Origin of the sequence: Chryseobacterium sp. T20 (assembly GCF_047345655.1) — a bacterium.
Classification (GTDB): Bacteria; Bacteroidota; Bacteroidia; order Flavobacteriales; family Weeksellaceae; genus Chryseobacterium.
Window position 1 is genome coordinate 169741 of sequence record NZ_JBLFDU010000008.1, and the last position, 21152, is coordinate 190892.

At 36.8% G+C, this 21152-nt stretch carries 28 protein-coding genes; all 28 read right to left on the reverse strand.

Annotated elements, in window-relative coordinates; all coding sequences use genetic code 11:
- Positions 1 to 521: 521 nt before the first annotated feature.
- The 28 genes from ACMA47_RS17775 to tpx all read right to left on the reverse strand — a co-directional run bounded on the left by ACMA47_RS17775 (position 522) and on the right by tpx (position 21099).
- Positions 522 to 1169, reverse strand: a complete 648-nt coding sequence (locus tag ACMA47_RS17775; protein WP_413930868.1) for a J domain-containing protein — start codon at positions 1167 to 1169, stop codon at positions 522 to 524.
- 382 nt (positions 1170 to 1551) lie between these two features.
- Positions 1552 to 2196, reverse strand: coding sequence for an alpha/beta hydrolase (locus tag ACMA47_RS17780; protein ID WP_413930869.1), 645 nt, complete (start codon positions 2194 to 2196; stop codon positions 1552 to 1554).
- 142 nt (positions 2197 to 2338) lie between these two features.
- Positions 2339 to 2596 (reverse strand): hypothetical protein, encoded by a 258-nt coding sequence (locus tag ACMA47_RS17785; RefSeq protein ID WP_034697056.1) that lies wholly within the window; start codon positions 2594 to 2596, stop codon positions 2339 to 2341.
- Positions 2597 to 2687: 91 nt separating this feature from the next.
- Positions 2688 to 3020, reverse strand: coding sequence for a hypothetical protein (locus tag ACMA47_RS17790; protein WP_079242141.1), 333 nt, complete (start codon positions 3018 to 3020; stop codon positions 2688 to 2690).
- Positions 3021 to 3031: 11 nt separating this feature from the next.
- Complete coding sequence (locus ACMA47_RS17795; RefSeq protein WP_079242142.1) at positions 3032 to 3610, reverse strand: RNA polymerase sigma factor; 579 nt, start codon at positions 3608 to 3610, stop codon at positions 3032 to 3034.
- Between the two features lie 442 nt (positions 3611 to 4052).
- The gene (locus ACMA47_RS17800) at positions 4053 to 6056 is read right to left on the reverse strand and encodes a S9 family peptidase (protein WP_413930870.1); all 2004 of its coding nucleotides are present in this window, start codon (positions 6054 to 6056) and stop codon (positions 4053 to 4055) included.
- Between the two features lie 176 nt (positions 6057 to 6232).
- The gene (locus ACMA47_RS17805; RefSeq protein WP_413930871.1) at positions 6233 to 6691 is read right to left on the reverse strand and encodes a DoxX family protein; all 459 of its coding nucleotides are present in this window, start codon (positions 6689 to 6691) and stop codon (positions 6233 to 6235) included.
- Positions 6692 to 6803: 112 nt separating this feature from the next.
- Positions 6804 to 7262 carry an SRPBCC family protein gene (locus ACMA47_RS17810; protein WP_209784018.1) on the reverse strand — a complete coding sequence of 153 codons (459 nt, stop codon included), beginning with the start codon at positions 7260 to 7262 and terminating at the stop codon, positions 6804 to 6806.
- Between the two features lie 91 nt (positions 7263 to 7353).
- Positions 7354 to 7782 carry an SRPBCC domain-containing protein gene (locus ACMA47_RS17815; protein ID WP_413930872.1) on the reverse strand — a complete coding sequence of 143 codons (429 nt, stop codon included), beginning with the start codon at positions 7780 to 7782 and terminating at the stop codon, positions 7354 to 7356.
- Positions 7783 to 7925: 143 nt separating this feature from the next.
- Complete coding sequence (locus tag ACMA47_RS17820) at positions 7926 to 8759, reverse strand: SDR family oxidoreductase (protein WP_413930873.1); 834 nt, start codon at positions 8757 to 8759, stop codon at positions 7926 to 7928.
- Positions 8760 to 8805: 46 nt separating this feature from the next.
- On the reverse strand, positions 8806 to 9672 hold the full coding sequence (locus tag ACMA47_RS17825; protein ID WP_413930874.1) for a VOC family protein: 867 nt from the start codon (positions 9670 to 9672) through the stop codon (positions 8806 to 8808).
- A gap of 142 nt (positions 9673 to 9814) precedes the next feature.
- Positions 9815 to 10054: a hypothetical protein gene (locus ACMA47_RS17830; protein WP_413930875.1), complete on the reverse strand. Its 240-nt coding sequence runs from the start codon at positions 10052 to 10054 to the stop codon at positions 9815 to 9817.
- 36 nt (positions 10055 to 10090) lie between these two features.
- Positions 10091 to 10504 (reverse strand): SRPBCC family protein, encoded by a 414-nt coding sequence (locus ACMA47_RS17835; RefSeq protein ID WP_413930876.1) that lies wholly within the window; start codon positions 10502 to 10504, stop codon positions 10091 to 10093.
- 78 nt (positions 10505 to 10582) lie between these two features.
- The gene (locus ACMA47_RS17840) at positions 10583 to 11014 is read right to left on the reverse strand and encodes a VOC family protein (RefSeq protein WP_413930877.1); all 432 of its coding nucleotides are present in this window, start codon (positions 11012 to 11014) and stop codon (positions 10583 to 10585) included.
- Between the two features lie 90 nt (positions 11015 to 11104).
- Positions 11105 to 11881 carry an alpha/beta fold hydrolase gene (locus tag ACMA47_RS17845; protein ID WP_413930878.1) on the reverse strand — a complete coding sequence of 259 codons (777 nt, stop codon included), beginning with the start codon at positions 11879 to 11881 and terminating at the stop codon, positions 11105 to 11107.
- A 2-nt stretch (positions 11882 to 11883) separates the two neighbouring features.
- A complete protein-coding gene (locus ACMA47_RS17850; RefSeq protein ID WP_413930879.1) occupies positions 11884 to 12384 on the reverse strand; it encodes a DinB family protein in 501 nt (166 codons plus the stop codon).
- A gap of 324 nt (positions 12385 to 12708) precedes the next feature.
- Positions 12709 to 13170, reverse strand: coding sequence for a hypothetical protein (locus ACMA47_RS17855; RefSeq protein WP_413930880.1), 462 nt, complete (start codon positions 13168 to 13170; stop codon positions 12709 to 12711).
- A 29-nt stretch (positions 13171 to 13199) separates the two neighbouring features.
- Positions 13200 to 13610 carry a VOC family protein gene (locus tag ACMA47_RS17860; RefSeq protein ID WP_413930881.1) on the reverse strand — a complete coding sequence of 137 codons (411 nt, stop codon included), beginning with the start codon at positions 13608 to 13610 and terminating at the stop codon, positions 13200 to 13202.
- A gap of 97 nt (positions 13611 to 13707) precedes the next feature.
- Positions 13708 to 14115, reverse strand: coding sequence for a VOC family protein (locus tag ACMA47_RS17865; protein ID WP_413930882.1), 408 nt, complete (start codon positions 14113 to 14115; stop codon positions 13708 to 13710).
- A gap of 77 nt (positions 14116 to 14192) precedes the next feature.
- The gene (locus ACMA47_RS17870) at positions 14193 to 14783 is read right to left on the reverse strand and encodes a Crp/Fnr family transcriptional regulator (protein ID WP_051934448.1); all 591 of its coding nucleotides are present in this window, start codon (positions 14781 to 14783) and stop codon (positions 14193 to 14195) included.
- Between the two features lie 253 nt (positions 14784 to 15036).
- On the reverse strand, positions 15037 to 16248 hold the full coding sequence (locus tag ACMA47_RS17875) for a DUF763 domain-containing protein (protein ID WP_413930883.1): 1212 nt from the start codon (positions 16246 to 16248) through the stop codon (positions 15037 to 15039).
- Between the two features lie 63 nt (positions 16249 to 16311).
- Positions 16312 to 17442 carry an FAD-dependent oxidoreductase gene (locus ACMA47_RS17880; RefSeq protein ID WP_413930884.1) on the reverse strand — a complete coding sequence of 377 codons (1131 nt, stop codon included), beginning with the start codon at positions 17440 to 17442 and terminating at the stop codon, positions 16312 to 16314.
- A gap of 47 nt (positions 17443 to 17489) precedes the next feature.
- A complete protein-coding gene (locus ACMA47_RS17885) occupies positions 17490 to 18323 on the reverse strand; it encodes a helix-turn-helix domain-containing protein (protein WP_413930885.1) in 834 nt (277 codons plus the stop codon).
- Between the two features lie 7 nt (positions 18324 to 18330).
- Complete coding sequence (locus tag ACMA47_RS17890; protein WP_121488204.1) at positions 18331 to 18735, reverse strand: glyoxalase superfamily protein; 405 nt, start codon at positions 18733 to 18735, stop codon at positions 18331 to 18333.
- A gap of 12 nt (positions 18736 to 18747) precedes the next feature.
- Positions 18748 to 19095 carry a VOC family protein gene (locus ACMA47_RS17895; protein ID WP_413930886.1) on the reverse strand — a complete coding sequence of 116 codons (348 nt, stop codon included), beginning with the start codon at positions 19093 to 19095 and terminating at the stop codon, positions 18748 to 18750.
- Positions 19096 to 19171: 76 nt separating this feature from the next.
- The gene (locus tag ACMA47_RS17900; protein WP_413930887.1) at positions 19172 to 19861 is read right to left on the reverse strand and encodes an alpha/beta hydrolase; all 690 of its coding nucleotides are present in this window, start codon (positions 19859 to 19861) and stop codon (positions 19172 to 19174) included.
- A gap of 77 nt (positions 19862 to 19938) precedes the next feature.
- Positions 19939 to 20514 (reverse strand): Crp/Fnr family transcriptional regulator, encoded by a 576-nt coding sequence (locus ACMA47_RS17905; protein ID WP_413930888.1) that lies wholly within the window; start codon positions 20512 to 20514, stop codon positions 19939 to 19941.
- Positions 20515 to 20598: 84 nt separating this feature from the next.
- Complete coding sequence (gene tpx, locus ACMA47_RS17910) at positions 20599 to 21099, reverse strand: thiol peroxidase (protein WP_413930889.1); 501 nt, start codon at positions 21097 to 21099, stop codon at positions 20599 to 20601.
- Between the last annotated feature and the right edge of the window lie 53 nt (positions 21100 to 21152).

Genomic DNA, 21152 nt, shown 5'->3' on the forward strand with positions numbered 1-21152 from the left:
TTTGTTTTTCACAAACATCACACAAGGTTCGCATTAGTTTCAACAATAATATTCATTATTCTACACATAATACATAATAAAAACATCAATTATCATACAATTAAACACTCTCGATTTTATCAAAGTGAAATAAATTATTCAACAACATCTGTTCTATTGATTAAACTTATCTTGTAAAAAGTCTGTAAATTTTAATTTTATTCAAAAAACAAACTTTAGCGTCATTTATGGTGAATGTAAGAAGTGAAGAGAGCGCCAATCCAGCCCTTTTATTTCTTTATGTAAAGGACTTTTCCCGTTATACATCAGGTTTTAAGAATTTTATGAAATTTTATTAATTATATTTATTCTAAATTAATATATTTGCAGCATGAATATGATTGTCCCATTTAAAGTTCCGCCATTGGCGCCTTACTCATTCAATAACGAAGAGATGTTCTGTGAAAAGAAATCTTGTTGTAAAAAATTCAAAAAAGGGAAAAGATGTAAAAAATGCCCGGGAAGAAAGAAAATGGCATAAACTAGCTGAAATTCTTTATCAGTATATAGATAGCAATCGCTAAAATAATAATTCCCCAGATCAGCATCATAATCTTAGGCTGACCAGATTTGTTAATTCTTGTTCTGGGCTGCGGCTTAAACATTTCTTCTACTGAGTTTTTGAACTTTTCAGAATCGTTCTCAAAAACTTCTGTAATGGTAATTCCCTGAACAACCGTTTTGTGCAAAAGAGAATTTGTTGCATGAAGCAAAATCTGGAATTTCCCGTCTTTAAATTCTGTGATCTTGAAGATCCTCTCTCCATACGGCTTTTCCAATCCGAAAGGCAATACCTTTACTACATCAGCATTGCTCGTCTGCCAGTTGATGATAATCTCCTCTCCTTTTTTCGCATGAATTTTATTCGCTGTAAAAGTTTTGATAGCTGGCGGAATATTATATCTGAAACTTCTCTGATGATTTTCCAGATTCTGATCATAAGTACGTCTAAGCGCACGATCACTTAAGGTCTCATAGGCCTCCTGAATCTCACGGAAACGATCAGCAAAAAAGTCGTCATTGTCATTTTTATCAGGATGATATTTTAAAGACAGTTTCCGATAGGCTTTTTTGACGTCTTCTTCCGAAGCATCCTGCGATATACCGAGAAAATAGTAGTAATCTTTCATTGAGCAATACAAAAATAAGGATTTATTTTTCTTTGTGTTGGATGTTTACAGTAATTTTTTGTTGAAAGTAAGGATCAAAAAGTCATTGCGAACCGAAGGTGAAGCAATCTCAATATGCTTATACTCTGATGATTGGAAAACGCAAAGACGCTAAGTCTTTTTACAACAAGCTGTATATTTTTAAGGCGCAAGGATTTTATCTCCGATAAAATTGTACTTCTCAACAAATGCTGCGAATTGAATGAGTTCAACAGTCCTTTATCATTCCGAGCATAGGGAGAAGTCTCAACTTTAATTTCTGCCCGCAGATTTTACAGATTACGCAGATCATTTCGTAGTAACTTCAATCATAAGAACTAAGCGGTAATAGACCTACAAGTATCTATTTATAGGAAATCCAATCCTTAGTGGGAGCAATCCAATCGTTGAGAGCTTTAAACAGAAAACCGTGATGTAAACCCGTATTAAGTTCAATTTCCTTAAAATCTTTAATATCAGATCTGATAAACCTTTGTTCCTTCGATAACGGCACATGTCCGTCATCCGATTTCTCCGTAATGGAAAGTACTCTTCCATACAACCTGAAGTTTTTATCCTTTTCCAAAGAATCATTTTTGAAACTGGCTCCAATAAATACAAACTTCAATTGCGGGTTCTTTTCATAATAAGATACATATTGTGCAATATAACCTCCCTGAGAAGTTCCTACCACTGTTATTTTTCCAGCTGGAATTCCTTTTTTCAGGAGACTATCAATCTGCTTCTTTACCTTCTCAGCATACACCGATGGATCTGTATCTGCTTTTCTTTTCTCAGAAATAACAATTGTATTTTGACCTCTGAGTTTGTTGAGTATTGTTTCATATTCTGCAACACCATATTTGGGATGTTTTTCCTCAAAAGAATGATCTTCCAGAAATTTATTGTGTAAAAAGAAAATATATTGTTTTTGTTGTGACTTTTGCCCAAACAATATGATCGAAAAAAATGAAAGTATGACAATAAAAACATTTCTAAACCTCATCATATCCTGAAATAGCTTTTAATTAGAAAGAAACAAATATAGTATTAAAAAGCCTTTGCTGGGACTATTTTATATAAAAATTCCGGCGCGGGAAGCAAAGCTTCCCGCGCCGGAATTAAACAATTTCAATTTAGTCCTATATGGATTATGCTTCACACATATTATCCTTCTTGCAGCATCTTGAATGGAATTCTTTTTTGAATTTCCCTTTCAGTTCCTGATAGTCCTCCTCATTCATTTCTCTGATCTTATCTGCCAGTCCGAAAGGTGACTTTTCTTTAATTCCGTACTCATCAAAAATACCTTTGATAAATCTTTTTCTTTGTATTGCTTTTTTAGCAATTAAGGCTACACCTACAACGGCTAATGCTCCAAGAGCTCCTTTTAATGCTGAATTTTTCATTTTTTCAAAATTTTAAATTTTACTACTTCTTGTTTTTTATAGAGACGAATGAATTCTTATTTTACTTTACTACTTCTTTAAAAATTTCAAATTATTCGTTATTTCTGTTGAAGAATCCTCCCGAGCATTTATTTCTCCAAACCTCCTTGAATTTCTCTCTTTCCTCCGGGGATAAACCTTCCATTTTCTCTCTCATTTTTCTTTCCTTGAAATCTCTCATTCCTTTCCCGAAATGGAAACCACCGAAAAGAATTTTGCTTAGGATCAGTATTCCCATGGCCTGCCAGAAAGTAATGGTTTTAGCTCCTAAAATCTCCGGAAGAAGGCAGTTCCAAAGCATCATGACAATCCATGTAACGGCAACTAAAATTAATGGCGGGCATAGCAATAAAAAAAACCAACCCTTTTTGTGTTTATGATTCATAATTTCTTTTTCTAACTTTTTAAATCTTCGTATAACTTTCTCAATCTGTTTCTCAAGTGCTTCACAGCATAGTTTTTTCTACTGATGATGGTTTTGATGTTTTCTCCCTGTTCATCGGCGATCTCCTGGAGGGTTTTGTCGTTCAGTTCGTTTTCTACGTAGACCAGCCTTTGTTTTTCGGGAAGTTCATCAAGCGCTTCAAATAGTTTTTTCCAGATCTCATCCTGAAACATCTTCACTTCAGGACCGGCACTTTCATCCATCAAAAGGATATCCTTGATAGAAAAACTGCCGTCTTCATCTTCATATACGAAATCTTCAAGATTTTCTGTTTTCTTTTTTCGGTAACGGTCTGTGATTTTATTTGCCGTCACCCTGTACAGCCAGCCCCCAACGTTTACGATCTCCGAGAGATTCGTAAGGCTACTGAACTGATACCACACTTCCTGCAGAATATCTTCCGCATCCTCCGTGTTTTTCACTTTCGGACGAATATAAGACATCAGCTTCCCTCCGTAGTTGGAAACGGTCTGTGAGATGATGTTTTCTTTCTCCTTCTGTGGCATTGTTATTTTTTCGACAACCTCCATATGGTTATGACGGTTGAACTTTTGGTTTTACTTTAATAAATTTAAAATATTTTTCTTAGAATTCAATTTTTCTTTTATTCATCGTGTTTTTATTTCATAAATTTTCAGCAACTTAGGTATAAATTATTTTTTCAGAAGCTTTTTCCCGCTATCCGCTCATACTCCTCACGCCAACTATCCCACACCGTTGCCCTCCAACTCTCCCACTCATGTTCCGGGGTAACCGCTGCTATCGGGGCTAGGAATATCAATGATGAAGACCTTTTTATCCATTCTCAATTTCTAACTTCATTTGAGATTCCTACGGAATGACATAATTGTAATGATAGTTTATCCATACAGCTTGTCATTCCGTAGGAATCTAAACACCCACTTAGTCATAATAACAAAAAAAGAAACGGAAGACCTAAGTCCTCCGTTCAAATGCTATTTAATTAATAGTTTATTTATTAAAATTTTCTGCAAAGAATCCCAGCATCGATTTATAAAGCTCAATTCTGTTCGGTTCTTTTCCAAATCCGTGTCCTTCATCATATTTTACCAGATAAGGAACTTCAAAACCTTTGGCACGCATCGCTTTTACAATCTGATCAGATTCATTGATATTTACTCTTGGGTCATTAGCTCCCTGTACCACAAATAATGGTTTCTTAATCTTATCAATCTGGAATACCGGGGAAACTTCTTTAGCAATTTTGGCTTCTTCAGGGTTATCAAGATCATACCAGATCTGTTTTACCATTTCTTTATATGGCTTCCAGTATTCCGGGAAAGAATCAAAGAAAGTAAAGATATTGGATACGCCTACATAGTCTACTCCACATGCATATAAATCAGGAGTTTTGATCAACCCCATCAATGTTGCATATCCACCATGACTTCCTCCATAGATGGCAACTTTATCTTTGTCTACCCAACCCTGCTCAATGGCGTATTTTACACCATCTTCCACATCATCCATTGCTTTTCTTCCGATCTGCTTGTAACCCGCTTTCTGAAATGATTTTCCATACCCACCTGAAATTCTGAAGTTCACCTGAAGCGTAGCATATCCACGGCTTGCAAACAACTGTGTTTCCGGATTGAATCCCCAGCTGTCTCTGATTCCCTGAGGGCCACCGTGAGGGTTGACAATCAAAGGAACTTTTTTACCTTCCAAAGCAGCTTTAGGCAGGGTAATATATCCATGAATGGTCAGTCCGTCTCTGCTTTTGAATTCGATAGGTCTCATTTCAGCCATATCTTCTTCCTTCAGCTGAGGCATCAGGTTGTAAAGAAGTTTGGTCTGTTTAGTTTTGGTATCGTATTCATAATAAGTCCCATACAGCTTATCGCTTCCTACAACAACCAGAAGCTTATCATTATTATCATCAGAAGAAGCAATTCCAAATTCCTTATCTCCGAACTGAGATTTTAATCGATCATGGATTTCTTTATAAAATTTACTTACCGGAACGGTTTCTCCTTTAGTTCCTTCATAGCTGATATAGTCAAGTTCATAGTTTCTGTTTTTACCGGCAGTGCTTATTGAGCTTACATCATATACCGGATTAGAATAGATTTCTTTAATCACAGCATTTTTCTTCAGATCATACAGCACGATTCTCGCTTTATCGCTATCCAGATTCGTTACCACATACGCTTCGTCTTTATTTTTAGAATTTTCATTAAATTCTATAATACTGAAAGTATCAGACCAGTCTGCAGATTTAATCAGATTGAATTTTCCGGTCTGCAGATCTTTATAATAGGTTTTTGTGGTTAACCCGTTTTCAAGAACACTATAACCTCTCAGATTTCCATCTTTATCAAAAAGATAGTCGTCAATAGGGCTGTTGACATCTTTATTTTCATACAACTGGGTCATTTCCCCTGTAACGAAATTGATTTTAAACGGTTCAAAGATTTGTTTATTATTCTTATTCATCGTTACCACTACAAAATCAGTATCTTTTATAGGAATAATAGACTGTACTTTCACCCCGTCAAATGGTGTCAAATCTTTCTGATTTCCCCCATCAATATCCGTCGCATACAAATGAATATTTTCATTTCCGCCTCTATCCTGAGTATAGAAAAGACGTTTTTTGTTCAGCCATCCATATCCTCTTACCAGATCATCTTTTTCTACAATGGCTTTCGTAATTTTCCCTGTACTCAGGTCTTTTACATAGACATGATTTTTTTTCTCCTGATCTTTTTCTTTATAGGAAAGATATTTCCCGTCAGGAGAGATTTTAAATGCTGAAGCTTTAGGTCTCGCAAAATAGTCCTCTACTTTGTATTTAAAGTTTCCTTTGTCGTAAGAAATCAGTTTCTCAAGATTAGCCTTGGAAGATGGCAAAGTAGGGTCTCCCGGCAGTTTGGCAGTAGAGCTCTGTGCGTTGGTCATAATGGTAGATAGTACAATAAGGGCTGTACCGAAAATGTTGTGATTTAGGTTCATAACTTCTGTTTTAAAGGTTAAAGTTATAGAAAGCACTCATTTTTAAAACAATAGAAAACAAATGCATTTTATACAATAAGACACATTCAGGTTACAAAATGTTACAATTTTATATCATTTAATTAAAAAAAATCTCAATTATATAAAAAAGACAGCCTTAGTGACTGTCTTTTTATCTAGTGTAAATAAATTCCGAAATACCAGGTCCAGACGATCAGAATAATCTGCATGGGAATTCTTTGAGTGTAAAGATATTTCATTCCCGGACCGGTATAATCGGCTTTAAAAATATTAATCTTTTTCCTGGAAGAATTGATATTGGCTATAAAAACCAATACATAGAAAATGATCAGTAAAATTGCTGTCATCTCACGAATTGACGGAATCATCAATCCGATTCCTGCTGCAATTTCCAGAACTCCGGTAAAGTATACCCAAAACATTCTGGCAGGGATAAAATCAGGAATCATCATCGCCATTCCCTTTTGAAATTTAAAATGGGAGAAACCTGTAAATAGGATGAAAACAGCCATTCCCAAATTTCCTGAAAATATAAAATCCGGCTTCCCCAGAAACAAAAAAGTCCCCAGCAAAGCCAGAATAAAAGTTGCGAAAAGTATTACTAGTAATTTCATTTTTAGGTGGTAGACAGGTGGTAGATATTAGGTGGCAGATATTAGTACTTAGGGTAAAATAGCAACATTAAACCTTGAACTTTAAACTTTAAACATTAAATTTTAAACATCCTCAAACTGAGCCAAGGCTCACTCCTTCTGCAAGGCTTTTCACAACCATTAATCCTTTTGTAAAGCCTGTGTTCATATGATCCTGCCATTGTTTTTCTACCTGAACTTCAGCGTGAAGTTTTGTTTTTCCGTCAAAGTCTATCAAAAAGTATTTCTCAAAACTTCCGTTCCATTCCATGACTTCTTTACTCTGGGTGTCTTCATTTCCCTCTTTATCCACCATTCCCAGATGTTTGAATACAATCTGGTTAGGCTCATCCAGGCTGTCTATGGTTGAAACCATTCCTTCTCCGTGGGCATTAAGGAAATAGGTTTTCCCGCCTACCTTCCAGTCTGATTTCATAACAGATCCCGCCCCGAAATACTTAGTCCATTCACTGTACGTTTCAGGATTCCAGAGGATGTCCCATACTTTTTGCAGAGGAGCATCAATTACTGTTTCGTATGATAAGGTTTCCATTTGTTTCATTTTTTTTAAGTGGTCATTATGAGCAAAGTGAAGCAATCTCAAAGCTCAAATGATTTTTTCTTTTTAGTTCAAACCGAATTGTTTATAACTGATTTTCTGAGAGATGTTTCACAATTGACATTGCCTTTGGAAATTTCTCTTCAAAAAATTCTTTAAATTCTGCCGGAGTCTGAATTTCCGTTTTCAGTAAAGTTCCTTCTTCGTTCTCTTCAAGAAAGTAAGCTTCTGTAGCTTCTCCCCAATCCTGAGGTACTTCAATACCGTCATAAATTTCACCCAGATGCAGAAATTTTATTTCTTCATTAGGAATCACTTTTTCTACTCTGCTGTACATCCCATTGTTTTTGGGATCAAGAAATTTGACAATATTATTCTCTTCTAGCGTTCCCTCATAAAAAGAGCCATCAGTAAAAGCTGTTGTCCATTGTCTGTAGGTAATGTCTCCCCAAAGTACGCTCCATACTTTTTCAGCTTCTGCATTGATTTCTATTTCGTATGATAATTTTTCCATATATTTTTTTTAAGGTATTAGGTGGTCGATAATGGGTTGCAGGTGATTGTGTGGGAGGATGAGTGAGTTTGAGAGTTTGAGGGTGAGAGAGTAAGAGCGTTATTTTGTGACCGCTTCTAACTTCTAACTTCTAATTTCTCTTTCTATCCTCCGACAAAATCACCTCCGTTAATGTGAATTATTTCTCCAGTGATATAACTTGCATCTTTTGAAGCAAGAAAAACATAGGCAGGTGCTACTTCAGAAGGCTGTCCCGCTCGTTTCAGCGGAGTATCTTTTCCAAACGTAGAAAGATCATCAAAGGCTTCTTTTACAAGCGGCGTCCATATTGGGCCGGGAGCAATCCCGTTCACCAGAATTTTCTTTTCTGCAAGGTTATCTGCCAAAGACCGGATAAAAGATAAAACAGCACCTTTTGTTGCCGCATAATCTATTAAGCGATCACTTCCTCTGTAAGCTGTAACAGAAGTTGTACAGATGATTCTCCCTCCTTTTGCAATCATCGGAAGAAAATTTCTGGTAAATGAAATCATCGACATGATATTGGTATCAAATGTTTCCTGAATCTGTTCATCAGAAATTTTTTCCAGACTGCTTTTTGAGGTATGAATTCCTGCATTATTAACAAGAATATCAAGATTCTTCCATTCTGTTTTAATCTTGTCTGCACATCTGGTTCTGAATACTTTCCGGGTAAGATCTCCTTTAACCAGAAGACATTTCTGTCCTTCTTTTTCAACCAGTTTTTGGGTTTCTCTGGCATCATGGTCACTTTCTTTATAGATAATGGCGACATCTGCTCCTTCTCTCGCAAAATGAACCGCTACCGCCTGTCCTATCCCGCTGTCTCCTCCGGAAATAACCGCTTTCTTGCCCTGCAGCTTCCGGCTTCCCCGATAATCATTCCGGATAATCTCCGGAAAAATCCCTTCTTTAGGGACTTTTGACTTAGATTTTGATTTGTTCTGTGTTTTCATAAGCAAATCTTTTCTCTAAATTACATCAAACAATACGCCGAAAAGTTTAAGAATTATAAGCATCTTCCAGATCCTGGATGATAATTTTCTGCATTTTCATCATTGCCTGAACTACTTTATAAGCTTTTTCACGATCAGCATCATTCATTAACTGGATAAGTCTTTTAGGAACAATCTGCCAGCTTAGTCCATATTTATCTTTCAGCCAGCCGCACATGCTTTCTCTTCCTCCGTCTGCTGTAAAAGTATTCCAGTATTTGTCGGTTTGCTCCTGGTCATCTGTCATTACCACCAATGAAATTCCTTCATTAAAATCAAACTGATGGTCGTAGGAATTATCCATACAGAATAAGCTGTAATTATCGATTGTAAAATGAGCATGCTGAACATTTTCTGCCGGTTCCGGGAGGTCATGGCCTTCACTGCCTGCTCCATAGGTTAATATATTCCCGATACTTGAATTAGGAAAAGTTCCGGTATAAAGCTCCATTGCCTCTTTTGCTTTTCCATTATTCTGATGGATAAACATTAAAGTCGGAATTATTTTCTGATCACTAGCCTTTTCTCCTAAAAACAATTGCCATGTTACTCCATATTTATCCTGAACCCATCCATATTTCGGGCTCCATGAGTAAGATCCCAGTTCCATCAAAGCTATTCCGCCATCCAGTAACTGATCCCAGTATTTTTGAACTTCATCTTCTGTCTCACAGATTACCATAAAAGAGATAGAAGCATTTTTTTTGAATTGAGGGCCTCCATTCAGAAGCATGATCCTTTGTCCAAACAAATCAATGTTCATTACAACAGGAGTATCTGCTGTGATTTCGCCTCCAAAAACTTTACAGTAGAATTCAGCAGACTGCTTGGCGTCTCCATCATACCAGAGACATGGGAAAATATCGTTATTCATAATTTTAAATTTTAACAGGGAAAATGTATTTATACTTTTAAATTCTCTATACTACAGCAAAACAGATCTTATGCCTTTGCATTGAAACGATACAATTACGTTTTACTGCAATGACACTGCAAATTTTTCAGTCGTATATTTATTATGCTTCTTTAAAGCAGACCTGATTTTCTTTCATGTAATTCTTCAGTTTCATCATGGTATTTTTACCGAAACCATGCAGCTGCATGATTTCTTTTTCGGAATAATCTGAAAGTTTTTCCAAAGAATTTATTTTTTCTTTTTCTAAGGCTCTTCTTGCAGGTATTGCAATAACTCCGTGAAGGAATTGCTCTGCAGAGTCATAATTAAAAGCATAAATAGAGTTTAAACTCTTTGACATGATAACTAGATTGATCATGGCTACAAAAAAATATTGTTAATGATTCTCAACATATTTGTGGAAGTTGTTGAGAATAGCATACCAGCCATCTCGCTGCATTTCCACAGAATTTTGTTTTTCCGGATCGAAAATTTCAATCACTTTCGTTGTATTCTCATCTATTTTATCGAAAACAACTTCTACTTTTCGTCCGTCCTCCATGTGATATTTGATGACCTCATGAGGAACAATTTCATCATATACGCCTTCAAAATCGAATCCGAAACTTTTGTCTTTCGCTTCCATTCTGTTTTTGAATTTGCCTCCTACCGTAAGATTATTTTCAGAACTAGGACACTGCCAGGTTTCATGGGCGAAATTCCATTTCGTGATGTGTTTGGGTTCATTGAAATAATTCCAAACCTTTTCCACCGGTGCTAAAATTGTAATATCGATTTTAATTGGATCCATAGTTCTAAATTTTTAAAAGTTAAATAAAGAGTTGCCCAAAAATGAGCATCTCTTTATTATCATTAGTTAAATATAAGATTATTTTGCATATTCTTCATTATAGTTCACCATCCAATGAACACCGTACTTATCCTGGAAACACCCAAAATAGTCTCCCCAAAACTGATCTTCGATTGGCATTTCTACATTTCCGCCATCAGAAAGTTCTTTAAAAATCCTGTCTGCTTCACTTTTGGAATCAGGAAAAATAGAAACATAATTGTTGTTTCCTACCGTAAGAGTCTGCCCAAATCCGGGTACAATATCTGATGCCATTAAAAGATCACCTCCGATAGGCAAAGCAATGTGCATTACTCTGTTTTTTTCTTCTTCCGAAAGGTTTTCTGTTCCGGGAGCATTTCCCATTTTATGAATTCCTCCAACGAATTCACCACCGAAAACCGTTTTGTAAAAATTGAACGCTTCTTCTGCTGTTCCATCAAAATTTAGGTATGGATTTAATTTAGCCATGATTTTTAATTTTAAAGTTATTATTATAAGATATAGTTTCTACTGTTGGTCCATTAAGGATTAATTAATTTACTATGAATAAAAAAATGCTTAATGGTTTAAAAATTTCGCCACTTCTCTGACCGTAAAGTCTATTAGATTGGTATCCATACTTCCGTCAAAGTCCGGCATCATATAAGTGCCATGAGTGGCAGGAAGGATCATTAATCGTGAGCCTTTTACCAAACGCCACATCGCTGAAACATGTTCAGGTTTCATCACATCCTGATCACCACTGATGAATAAGGTGGGAGATTTGATAGACGCCAGCACCTCATCATCCCAATCTTCAAAAGTCTTCATCCTTGTGCAGTCTTTCTCAAAAAGGTTTTCCAGTTTTGAAAAATCCGGATTGAGATTTAAAAAATTAATTTTAAAAGGTTCCGGCATTGATTCGAGAGTAGCTTCCTGCATGCCTTCAAAAAAGCCATCTATCATTCCACTTCGTTTATAAAAAGCTGAAGCCACGACCAATTTTTCAACTATTCCCGGATGACGATGACCAATCTGCATTACGGTACTTCCTCCGTTACTGAATCCCCAGAATGAAGCTTTTTCAATGTCAAGTTCTGCTAAAAATCCGGCTACATCATCTGCATCCTGTTCAAATGTTTCAGGAATATCGCGGTGTTCACTTCTGCCATGATTTTGTAAATCTATTCCTATCAACTGAAATTGGTCAGCCAGTCTTGCAATGACTTCTTTAAAATCATAAAGCATGGAAGAACCACCGCCATGGATCAATACCACAGGCTTTCCTGATCCATAGATTTCATAATACAATTGGATTCCGTTGACTTTTTTATAGCCTTTTTCTACTGGATCCATTGTTAGTACTTAAGATTTTCGTCCACGTCATACTTCATGCCCGGATAGTCTAAAATTCTTCGCATTAAGCCTATCTGTCCGCATAAATAGTCTTCACGACCGATACACATTCCGACAAAATTGAGTTTTGTTTCTTTAATGAAAGGTATATTCATTCCTATTTCAAATATTTCATCCAGCTCTTCATCGGTTACTTCATAAAGCTTTTCATATACTTTAGCTGAAATTGCATGAAAATTTTCTTTCAATTCGGCCAGCGTTGGATATTTAAAGCTTTCATCCAGTGCTTTTCCCTGGAAAAATAAATCGCTGTACGGATCTTCGTCACGAAGTCCAAGCACCCAGCCTAAGCCATAGCGCATGTTGACAAAGTTTCCTGCCATCCACACGATGTGATTGGTTTTATTTTCAATTCTTTTCAAGGCGTCTTCTTCCGAAATGCCATCCAATACATTCATAAAGCTTTGGGAATGCATTCTGTAAGCCGGAATGACGAGTTCCATTTTTTTTGATTTTGGTGTGTTCATTTTTAATTAGAGATTAGAAGTTAGAAATTAGAGGTTAGAATTTTGGAGAAACGCTAAGGCGCTAAGGGTTTTACATACATACGTTTTTAAGGCGCGAGGATTTTATCTTCGATAAAATTGTACTCTTCTAAAAAGAGTATGGAAAACTTAAATTGTTCATTTGTCATTCCGAGCAAAGCAGGGAATCTAAATTTAAGATGCTCTCGCAGATCTTGGAGATTTTGCAGATGATTGCAGGTATTATTTTGCTTAATCTGTTTTTCTCATTTCTGACAAGGTTAGAGATCTAAAAATAGCATGCTATTTTATAGCACCCGGTTTTCCTAAAATTCTTCGGAGATAGCCCAGCTGTCCGCTGTGATAGATTTCATGAAGGCTGAGAGTGGATATATCTTTAACCATTTCAGCTTGAAAGCTTTCAAGAGTGCTGAGTTTTGCTTCCAGCTTATCCTGAGATTGTTTCAGATAGGATTTTAAATCTTCAAAATTAACCAATTCATCTTTTCGATCCAAAGGTATTTCCCCTCTGTTGTAACAAGAAAATTTTTCGCTGTCCCAGACAGATTCTTCTCCTAAAATATTCAGTAAAGGATTTCTGATTTGGATCAAATGCCCAAGAATCCAGTTCATACAATTGGCTTCACCATTAGGAAAAATCATTGATTCTTCATGGGTAATGCCGTCAATATTCATCGTAATCACATAGTAGTTACTGGCTACCTGATTTTTGATGATTTCTATCTCGTTTGATTGTGTTTCCATTGGATGTATATTTTTTTGATATAAGCAGACTATTCAGCAGGGACCTGAGAAACATCTCCATGCATTACTTCCCACTGATGGCCATTGATATCTGCAAAACTGCTTTGATACATCCATCCGTAATCTACGGGTTCACTGTATTTTGAACCTCCGTTTTCAATGGCTGTTTTTACCATACCATCTACTTCTTCCCGGCTGTTTGCCCCGATGGCAAGAAGTACCTGAGTAGTATCTCCCTTCGCAAAAGGTCTATTGGTAAAGGTTTGGAAAAACTCTTCTTTAAGAAACATGGTATAGATGTGATTTTCTTTCATAACTACACATATTGCCTTCTCATCTGAAAACTGTTCATTAATAGAAAAGCCAAGCTTCGTCCAGAATTCTCTGGTTTTTTGAACGTCTTTTACGGGTAAATTGACGTAAATATCGGTAATATTCATTTTGTAAATTTTAGTGGTGATTGTTATCCAAAATTACCAGGATATGGTAAGAATGTGCTTGCCATAGGACAAGATTTATTTTTTATTTGGATTTAAATTATTCTGTTGGCATTTGAGACATATCGGCAAAAGTGATATTCCAGCCGTGCCCATCCAGATCCCAGAAAGAATTCTGGTACATCCATCCATAATCCTGAGGTTCTTCATGCTGCCACGCACCATTCTCTACAGCAGTATTCACTATTTTATCCACTTCTTCACGGCTGTTTAATCCTACCGCTACAAGAACCTGACTGGTATTTTCTTTGGCAACAGGTTTATTGGTGAAGGTCATAAAATAATCTTCCTGCAGAAACATCACATAGATGGTATCATTCAAAACAACACAGGTTGCTTTATCATCAGAGAATTGTTCATTGATAGAAAAACCTACCTTAGTCCAGAATTCTTTTGTTTTCTGTACATCTTTTACCGGAAGGTTCACATAAATTTGGTTGATTTTCATTTTTCGTAATTTTAGTGTTAAACTGTAATCCAAAATTACCGAGGTGCAATGAAAATCTACTTGTCATAGGGCAAGATTTAAATTTTCTTAGGATGGGAGACGATTTCCTTACGGATACGACTTAGCGAAGTGTCTGTAACTCCCAGATAGGAAGCAATTTGTTTTAAGGGGGCAAATTGTATGACTTTAGATTTTTGCTCCAGCAGATTCAGATATCTTCTGGTGGCAGAAAGGGTAAACATCTCTACAGATCTTTGTTTGTAGGCAAAAAGCTCCTGAGACATCCAAGATCTACCCCATTCCCTGAGGTTTGGGATTTTATGGAACAGCTCCTGGAAGGTGTCATAATCTAATCTCCAGCATTCGCAGTCTGTAATACAAACGATATTCTCCTGAGACGGAACTCGTTGAAACATTGACAAGACCTCAATAATGACTTCATTTTCTACAAAGAAATGAGTGGTTACTTCATTTCCATTGAAATCATTCACATAGGAACGCGCCAATCCGCTTTCAAGAATATAATATTCATTGGCCGTTTTTCCTTCTTCAAGAATGAAATCACCTTTCTGGAAAGATGTTTTTTCATGAGCCTGAAATATTTCAGCAAGCTCTTCAGGGAAAAAGAAGGGGAAATCATAACAAATTTCTAAAGCTTTATTGGTCATTGGTGTCATTTTTTTTAAGTCTTTAAAAGTAAAATTTTTAATTGAATTAAAAACAAGAAACATTAAACAAAGAATACAATACCTTTATAAAAAGCCATGTATTACACTCTAATCAATACTATTTTAAAATCTATAATATTAAACAGTCATTTAAACCACCCCGTCAAAAATTCTTTGAATTTTCGCCACCCCTCCGGAGGATGGGAATGGTAAAACATTTATTTGACGGTAATAGAATTATAAGACTTTTGCTTTAAAATAAAGAAAGTTGTATTGGTTTGGGAGGATTGGGTTTCTGGGCATCTCCAAATACAGTTTTTCCACCAAAACGCCAGGAATTTTGTCTTTCTTCTTCAATGACCTGCTGAATATCAAAATCCGGTGTAAAGTCTTTTTCTGCTTCAGTGACAATCTGGTGAAGTTTGTTTAAAGAATTCAGTTTATCAGAATTCCCCAATTTGGACTTTTCAATTCCTTTTCTGAGAATGCTGATACTTTCGTCATACGTATTGATCGGAACAGGGAAAGGATGTCCGTCTTTACCACCATGAGCAAAGGAAAACCTTGCCGGATCAGCAAATCTTGACGGAGCTCCGTGAATCACTTCACTTACCAAAGCCAATGACTGCATGGTTCTTGGTCCTACTCCTTCCAGCATCAGTAAGTCTTCAAAATTCTGAGGCTGCTGTTCTCTGGTAACATACAAAAGTGCTCCAAGCCGTTTCAGGTCAACATCAGAAGCCTGAACATCATGATGGGCAGGAAGAATCAGTCTTGCAAAATCCTTCATCACTTCTGCTGAATCGGTATGGGAAATATCCAGAATTCCTTTTCTGTTCTCTGAAGCTTCAGTATCTGTAAGATTAAGAATTCGTCCTCTGGAAACTCCGTTGATTCCTGTGTGAGGTTTTTCTACAAATGAGGTAATATTTTCAGAATGCCAGTGGTAACGTCTTGCTGTTCCATCGGATTCATGCATTCCCTGTTGAATAACGCTCCAGTTTCCGTTGTCTGAAAGAATAAAATTGTGCAAATAAAGCTGGTACCCATCCTGAACAGCCGTATTATCTACTTTTGCAGAAAGTTTGCTGGCTCTTACCAGATCTGTTCCGTTCAGTCCGGTTTTATCTGCAATTCTGATAAGTTCTGACGGAGTTTCACGGGAAAATTTCCCTTTTCCGCCACAAATATAAAGTCCCAGCGATTGAGAATTAGGATTAATAGAACGTTTCAAAGCACCCATAACGGAAGTGGTAATTCCTGAAGAATGCCAGTCCATTCCCATCACCGCCCCAAAACTTTGAAACCAGAACGGATCTGCTAATCGGCGCAGTACTTCATCTTTACCGTAATCCATCAGAATGACTTCAACAATGGACAATCCGAGAACAGACATACGTTCATACAGCCATGGCGGTACTTTGCCATAGTGAAGGGGTAAATCTGCTGTTCCTGAACGTTTCATTCTGTTTTTAAAATGTAAAGGTAAGTTTTATTCCCCTTATTTTTTAATGATCCGGATCATTAATTATTGGATAAGGCTTGTAAAAGAGAAGTTGACATCCCGCATTTCCAGTTCGTTTTTGCTGGATTCAAACTGTGCTTCTTTGGCATAAAGAAACATCTCTTTTTCATAAGCGTTAATGGCTTCAAAGAGGGTTAGGTATCTTCCTTCTGTCAGATTTTCTGATAAAATGAATGCATCCAACAATCCGGTATTCACGCCCTGTCCTGCAAAAGGTGGCATCACATGAGCAGCATCGCCAATCAATGTTACAGGCAACAAACGGTTATTTCTCCAGGGTTTTTCTAATGGAATTCTTCTTGTTGGCAACCCTACAAAAAAGGAAGTTGAGTTAAATAGCTGTTGATAAAGCTCGCTCCAGGAAGAGAATCTTTCAGAAAGAAATTGACGAACCTGTTCTGTATCTTTAAAGTTTAAGGTACAGCCATCTTCCCATTCTTCAGGCTTTTTAAATATAACTCCATAAGTCAGAGCACCATTATTAAAAGGATTGGCTACCAACAAATTGCCTTCAAAAGCTGCCATTGGTCTTTTCCCTTCACACCAATTGAAAAATTCGGGACAAGTTTTTTCAGGCTGTGGAACATCTCCCTGAATGATAAACGTTCCCGTTTCTTCCACTTCTGCTTCCGTGACGTATTTTCTTACTTTGGACATTCCACCATTGGCACCAATAACAAGATTGGCTATTACATCAGGTTTGTCTTTAAAATGGAGCAGCCATTGGCCATCATTTTCTTCCATTCCGGTAAAATTCATATCCCAGATTACGGTATCATCGGCCAGACTGCCAAGCAGCATTGCTCTCAAATGATTTCTGTTAATTTCTGGATTGTCATATTGATTTTCGGAAGTAATTTCTTTTGTAAACAGAATATTTCCCTGTTCATCGGCAATTTTGATTCCCATGGGTAAAGCTGTAGCGTAATATTGATCCAACAGACCCGCTTTTTTCATTGCTTTTTGTCCTGATTCTTTATGAAGATCCAAGGTTCCGCCCCAGGCTCTTGTCTGTGCATTCAGATCTCTTTCATAAACATTTACTTCAACGCCTTTTTGCTGTAACAGAACAGCCATTGTCAAACCAACTGGACCAGCGCCAATGATGGCGACTTTTTTATGATTCAGTACCATAATTTTACTGTATTTATTAGGGTACAAAATTCAGGAATGCAGTTGTATTATGCTTGTACAAATGCGACAAAATCATTGCTTAAAGCCTGCTTTCTTTTTTTGGCTTCCCGTGCAAAAACAGCAGGAGTTGTGCCACTGTAGCGTTTAAAATCTCTGCTTAAATGAGATTGGTCTGTATATCCAAATTCCTGCGCAAGTTCAGCAATAGAAGATTCAGGAGTATTCCACAAATGGTTTCTTATCTGCTCAAAACGCATAATTCCGGAGACATCTTTTACGGTGTGACCGGAAGATTGTTTAAACTTTCTTTCTAACGTCCGAACTGTTGTATGGGCTGAATCGGCCACTTGATTGACAGGAATCGCTCCTTTATTTTTTCTCATAGCAGCTCCGGCTTTAGAAAGGAGGCTGTCTGATTTGATATTTTGATGTAATTTCAGAAAATATTGTTCTACCTGGGCAATAGCTTCTTCTATTTTTCCTTGGGTAATCAGATCATTCAATACAGTTTGAAGCTCTGCCAGAGGATGTTCAAATGTATGAACTCCGTTTTCCGTTTTTTCTGACGAAAGCCCTAGTAAGTCGAAAACAGCCCAGGGAAAACATCTGATACCGATAATTTCCAGTTGATTTTGAGCATGAAAAATAGCAGGCTGATTGAGCAGTCCCATGATAAACGGAGAAGGTAAAGTCTGTAAAATTCCCTGATGAGCAATACTGCATCCGCTTCCAAAATGAAAAATAATTTCTGCATAACCATCCGGAAGTACTGTAAATTCGGACAGTTCTTCTCCATAATCTCTTCTGTTATACCAAAAGCATTTGATGGTATCCTTTACTTCTTCCGGGACTCCAAATTCCTGATGTATATTTGACAACATAGCTTTATCAATCGTGAGAATACAGTTTCAAGTCTTTATGTTTGGCTTCGTCATATTCTTCTTCGAAGGTAATTTTATTTCCAAAAGGATCAATTACAGTAAACGATACGGCTCCGTAAAACGTTTTTTCAAGTCCGGGACGGTTGTATTTGTATTTTTTATCGATCAGTTCTTTGTGATATTCAGGGACGCCTTCACCCCAGACAGCAACTCTTGTTCCCGGTGTTCCGTCTCCATGATGTTCACTTAAATGGAAAATGATATTTTCTCTTTTCACTTCCATATAAACGGGGGTATTTTCATCAAAATAATGTTCCCAGACGATCTCAAATCCCAGCCAGTCTACATAAAATTCTTTTGTTTTCTGATAATCGAAGATTCTTAATACAGGAATAATTCTATCCGCTTTCATTGTACAATGTATTTATTGGTGAGACAGTATATTGATCAGTTTCTGAAAAGGATCTTTAACGAAAAATCTTCGGACACCCCAGTCTTCGTTGGTAAGCTCGTAAGTGATTTCAAAACCGGCCCTTTTCATCTTGTCATACACTTCATCCACATTATCTACTTCAATGGAAAGATCGGGAACTTCTGTATCGTTTCCTCCCTGTTCGGCAAAGCTGATCTGAATTTTAGCTTCTTCTTCGTTACCCAGCGTTTTAATCCAGCCATGATCCATCAAAACATCCAGTTCTAAAATATCCTGATAAAACTGATGGGCTCTGGAAAGATCATTGGTTTTAATATTGGCTACGATTCTTTTTACCATTTCTAAAGTATTTTTTCATTAAAAAAAGCCTTGTGAAATTACGTAAAATTTCACAAGGCTTAACCAATTATTGTATTTAAACAGCTGCCGCTGCTTCTAAAATCAGTTGAGTAACTTCTTCCGGATGTGATGCCAATGAAGCATGTCCTGCATCTAAAGAAATTATTTTCTTCGGCTCAAGACGTTCTGCCATCTCTTTTTCTGTTTCTGCGGGAATCATGCGGTCCTGCAACGAAATCTGATACCAACTTGGTCGAGTTTTCCATGCTGGTTCACCCGCTACGTCACCAAAACACTGTCCGTGAATAGGCTTTTGTGACAATGACATTACCAGTGCTTTTTCATCGTCTAAGTCCTGACAGAAAGCCGATTTGAATTCATCATATTTAATCCATAAAAAGCCTTTGCTATCCGGATAAATACTTGCTCCACCCGGAGATTCTCTTCTTCCTAACAGAGATCCGAGACTGTCTCCTGCATCTGGCGCGAAAGCCGCAATATAAACCAGTCCTGCAACTTTATCATGATGTCCGGCTCCTGAAATAACAGCACCACCATAAGAGTGTCCTACTAAAAGTACTTTGCCATCTTGGGCATCGATAAGATCTTTTGTCTTATTAATATCGTCCTGCAACGATGTTAATGGATTCTGAACACTTCTTACTTTATACCCTGCTTTTGTCAGTGAAGGGATAATGTACTGCCAGTGTGATCCGTCTCCCCATGCTCCGTGTACCAAAATAATGGTTAAATCTTTTTGTTCCATAATGATTGTGTTAAAATTTGATGATGTTTGATGATGATAAAGCTACGGTTTAAAACATCAGTGAACGTTAACTTAAGTTAATTAACGATTCGGCTTCTGATACGGCTGAGTGATTGTTCTGTTACGCCAAGGTAACTGGCAATGTGTTTCTGGGCAATTTTCTGAAAGAGTGCAGGTTGTTTTTTGACTAAATTAAGATATCTGTTTTCAGGGGAAAAGCACAAAAGATCATCAATTCGTTTTTTGGCATCCAGATAAATCTTTTCACTCATTACTCTTCCGAACTGCTGCCAGTACGCTTCTTTTTTGTATAAATCCTGTAAATGTTCTTTGCTCAGCAGTAGAATTTCACAGTTTTCAAGGGCTTGAATATTCATATTGGATACAGTATCACAAAGGATGCTTTCATAATCGGTAAAAAATTCATTTTCAAAATAAAATCCGAAATTGATTTCGCGTCCCTGATCGTTGATGTAAAAAGATCTGATGGTTCCTTTTTTAATAAAGCCCAGATATTTACATTTTTCTCCCTGTTTGAGAAAAAAATCTGATTTTAAAAGTCTCGTATCCTGCAGTAAAGCATAGAATTCTTCAAAATGATCGGAGTCTACCTGAAAAAGTTCTCCATATTTCTGATAATTATTTGACGTCATTTGGTGTGATTTGATTAGGTGTTATATTCAAAAAAAGCCTCGCAAAATTTACATTCACAAGGCTTTTCTACAAAAATAATTTTATTATTTCAATGCGGCAAGAGCAGCATCGTAATTAGGTTCATTGGCAATTTCCGGAACCTGCTCTGTATAAACTACTTTATTGTTTTCGTCAGTAACAATTACCGCACGGCTCAATAATCCTTTCAAAGGAGAGTCTGCAATCGTCACTTCATAATCATCTCCGAAGCTGCTTCTGAAATCTGAAAGCGTTTCCACATTATTCAATCCTTCAGCAGCACAGAATCTTCCTAATGCAAATGGAAGGTCTTTAGAAACGTTGATCACCACTGTATTATCAAGTTTTGAAGCCTCTTCATTGAATTTTCTGGAAGAAGCAGCACAAGTAGGTGTGTCAATACTTGGGAAAATATTGAATACTTTTTTCTTTCCTGCAAAAGTGTCAAGAGTTTTTACAGCCAACCCTGAATCTACCAGTGTAAAGTCTTTTACAGTGGTTCCTACTGATGGCAATGTTCCTATTGTGTGTACTTCGTTTCCTTTTAAAGTGATTGTCGTCGACATAATATTTATTTTTAAAGTTTTTCAAATTTAATCAAAAAAGAAAATTTTATCCG